Origin of the sequence: Microbacterium sp. BF1 (genome assembly GCF_019279095.1) — a bacterium.
Lineage (GTDB): Bacteria > Actinomycetota > Actinomycetes > Actinomycetales > Microbacteriaceae > Microbacterium > Microbacterium maritypicum.
This window is the reverse complement of sequence record NZ_JAGYWT010000264.1, coordinates 1-3,361: the sequence shown is the minus strand read 5'-3', so window position 1 is coordinate 3,361 and position 3,361 is coordinate 1. Positions and strand designations below refer to the sequence as shown.

The window sequence follows — 3,361 nt, the reverse complement described above, 5'->3', positions numbered from 1 at the left end:
TGCCACAACGCCGCCTATGGTGCCGTTTTTCACGACTTCGTTATCTTTAGCCATCAGATCCCCCAGCGAGATTCTCGATCGATTGGTTGAGCGCCGCGGCGAGGGCCATCACTGCTCTAGTCGGATGTCGCGCGTCCGTCATCCGTGCGTCGCAACGTCAGGATGACCGTCGAGACCGCGACGCGGATGTCGCTGCTTTGAGTCATGGACACCTTAACCTCCGGGATCGATCTTAGTGTCATTCGCACCCTTAGTGCGCGTATATGACCACGACGGCGGTCGAGTCCGAAACGTTATCTGGCGGGCTCGGGGAGTCTTGTTCACCGGGACGGGGTTTGTTAGGTTACTGTCCTAACAAACACCTTCGAGAGCGGCCGACCGGCCGCCTCCGCGGGGCCCATGAACCCCGCATCCGGGGTTCTGCTCCATCCGGAGCGATCCCTCCTGCAGTGCAGCACCGAGAGGAAACAAGAGAAATGATCCGTAAACGGAAGGCGCAAGATTGCGCTCACCGCGATTGCCGGAGCATCCGTCCTCGCCCTGGGCCTCGCGGCCTGTGGCGGCGGTAGCGACAGCGGCAACGCCGATGGCGACCGGGCCCTGCGTGTCTGGGCCGGCAGCCAGACCCCGATCACCGCGAACTACAACCCGTTCGCACCGACCGTGCTCCGCGGCGCGCTGGGCCCGATCTACGAGCCGCTGTTCTTCTACAACAAGACGGCCGACTCCGAGCCGGTCGGCCTGATCGGCGACTCGTTCGAGTACAACGAGGACGGCACGGTGATCACCATCACCATCAAGCCCGACCTCAAGTGGAGCGACGGCAAGCCGCTCACCGCGAAGGACGTCGCGTTCTCCTTCAACTACGAGGCCAACAACCCCGAGGGCAACGGCCTGGTCTCCGCCGAGGCCACCGACGACACCACCGTCGTGCTGACCTACTCCTCGGCGCAGTACACCACCGAGTTCCAGCGCCTCGGGTCGACCTACATCCTCCCCGAGCACGTCTGGGCAGACGTCACCGACTTCGCGAACTTCGCGAACGAGAAGCCGGTCGGCTCCGGCGCCTACGTCGTCGACAAGACCACGAGCGAGTCGTACACCCTCGTCGCGAACGAGAACTTCCGCGACGCCGACAAGCTGGGCATCAAGAAGGTCCAGTACATCGCCGTCGACAACAACCAAACCGCGCAGGACCTGCTGGCCGCCGGCAAGCTCGACTGGACCGGCATGTTCATCCCGAACCCGGATGATGTGACCGCCAACGGCAAGATCGACTGGATCAACACACCGCAGGACCCGACGGTGCTCTACACCTGCTCGAACGCCGAGCTCGGCTGCACCGGTCCGCAGACCGACGTCGCCGTGCGTCAGGCGCTCAACGCCGCGATCGACCGCTCCACGATCAAGGACAAGGCGTTCGTCGGCCTCACCGGCGACATCTCGCCGACGTTCGCCTTGCTGCCCCGCGACGAGAAGTGGGTCGCCGACCCCGCCAACGAGGTCAGCCCGCAGGAGGCGAACGCCGCCGAGGCGGGTTCGATCCTCGAAGCCGCCGGCTACACCAAGGGCTCCAGCGGCATATACGAGAAGGACGGCGCTCCGCTCGAGCTCACGCTCACCTCGGTCGACGGCTGGACGGACTACAACGACGCCGCGAAGCTGTCGCCGAGCAGGCCGAGGCCGCCGGCGTCAAGATCACGGCCTCCACGGTGCAGTGGCAGGAGTTCTCCGACTCCCGTCAGGGTGGCGAGTTCCAGCTGATCGTCGGTGGTGTGATCGGCACCTCCGTCGCCGACCCGTTCCAGATCTACCGTGACTGGTTCGGCGGTACCGCCGTCGAGTCGACGAGCCCCGTCGGCACGGAGATCCCGGCAGGCCGCTGGAACTTCAGCCGGTACAGCAACCCGGTCGTCGACACCGCGATCCAGGCGGCGATCAGCACGAACGACGAGGCCACGAAGAAGGAGCTGTACGGCGGACAACCTCGGCCGCCTCCGCGACGAGGTCCGCGCCGAACTCGGCATCGCGCACTGACGGGCCCCCGCCACACCCTCGCTCCCGTCGCACTCTCGGTCGCTCGCGCACGTTCGCGGCGACTGAGGGCGCGACGGGAGCTTCGTGTCGGGACGCAGGCCTCGGCGCGGGGGCCGCACCGGCTAGACTGAACCCACAACTGAAGACAGGCCGAATGACCCACGCGGGAGAGCCCCGGCGAACGCAGCCGGGCACCGAAGGAGCAAGCCTCCCCGCCAATCTCTCAGGTACGCGTACCGCGCGGTTCCGGCCACTCTGAAAAGCGATCCCGCGACCGCGCGGATCCGCCGACGGTGAAAGCCCCGCCTCCGTGCGCGGGTGAAGCTCTCAGGCCTATGACAGAGGGGGAGTTCCGAGGAACGGCGATGCCGCCGTTCCGCCCGACACAGCCCGGGAGAACTCCATGTCCGACCCCCGCTACACCCCGCTCCGCGAACGCCATGAGGCGCTCGGCGCGTCGTTCACCGACTTCGGCGGCTGGCAGATGCCGGTGCGCTACACGTCCGACCTCGCCGAGCACCACGCCGTGCGCGAGAGCGCGGGCATCTTCGACATCTCGCACATGGCCGAGTTCCTGGTGACGGGCGAGGCCGCAGCGGAATTCCTCGACTATGCCCTGGCCGGCCGCATCTCGGCGATGCCGGTCGGGAAGGCGAAGTACTCGCTCCTGCTCGCGGAGGGCGGCGGCATCATCGATGATGTCATCGCCTACCGGCTGGCCGAGGACCGCTACCTCGTGATCGCGAACGCCGGCAATCGGGGCTTCGTCGACTCGGCATTCGCGAAACGCGTCCGTGATTTCCCGTCGCTCGTCGAGCGCGACCTCCCCGCTCGGGCACCGGGCGAGGAGCGCAGCTTCGCGGGGTTCCTCGGCGATCGCGGAGTCGACGTCGAAGACGTCTCCGACGACTACGCCCTCATCGCCGTACAGGGTCCGAACGCCGAGGCCATCCTCGCCGCGACCGCTGACATCACCGACGTGAGCATTCCCTGGTCCGAGCAGAAGTACTACGCCTGGGCGTCGGCGAACTACCGCGGCAAACCGCTCCTCCTCGCGCGCACCGGCTACACGGGCGAGGACGGCTTCGAGCTTCTCGTCGCCGCTGACGACGCGGCGGCGCTGTGGGATGCCCTGCTCGCTGCCGGCACGCCGCACGGCCTGGTTCCCGCCGGGCTCGCCGCGCGCGACACCCTTCGCCTCGAAGCGGGGATGCCGCTCTACGGGCACGAACTGAGCCTTGACACCCAGCCGTCTCAGGCAGGCCTCGGACGCGTCGTCGTGACCGCGAAGGAGCACTTCGTCGGCAAGGCGGCGCTCTCCGCC

3 protein-coding genes and 1 riboswitch are annotated in these 3,361 nt (G+C 67.2%); all 3 genes read left to right on the top strand.

Annotation, left to right across the window (positions count from 1 at the left end):
• Positions 1–663 precede the first annotated feature (663 nt).
• Complete coding sequence (locus tag KZA10_RS10105; RefSeq protein ID WP_308289633.1) at positions 664–1,764, top strand: ABC transporter substrate-binding protein; 1,101 nt, start codon at positions 664–666, stop codon at positions 1,762–1,764.
• Positions 1,713–2,168 (top strand): hypothetical protein, encoded by a 456-nt coding sequence (locus tag KZA10_RS17995; protein ID WP_256934683.1) that lies wholly within the window; start codon positions 1,713–1,715, stop codon positions 2,166–2,168. Before KZA10_RS10105 ends, KZA10_RS17995 begins: the two co-directional genes overlap by 52 nt.
• 23 nt (positions 2,169–2,191) lie before the next feature.
• A riboswitch (glycine riboswitch) is annotated at positions 2,192–2,286 on the top strand.
• Positions 2,287–2,440: 154 nt separating this feature from the next.
• On the top strand, positions 2,441–3,361 hold a 921-nt coding region (gene gcvT / locus KZA10_RS10100; protein ID WP_218682796.1), incomplete at its 3' end, for a glycine cleavage system aminomethyltransferase GcvT.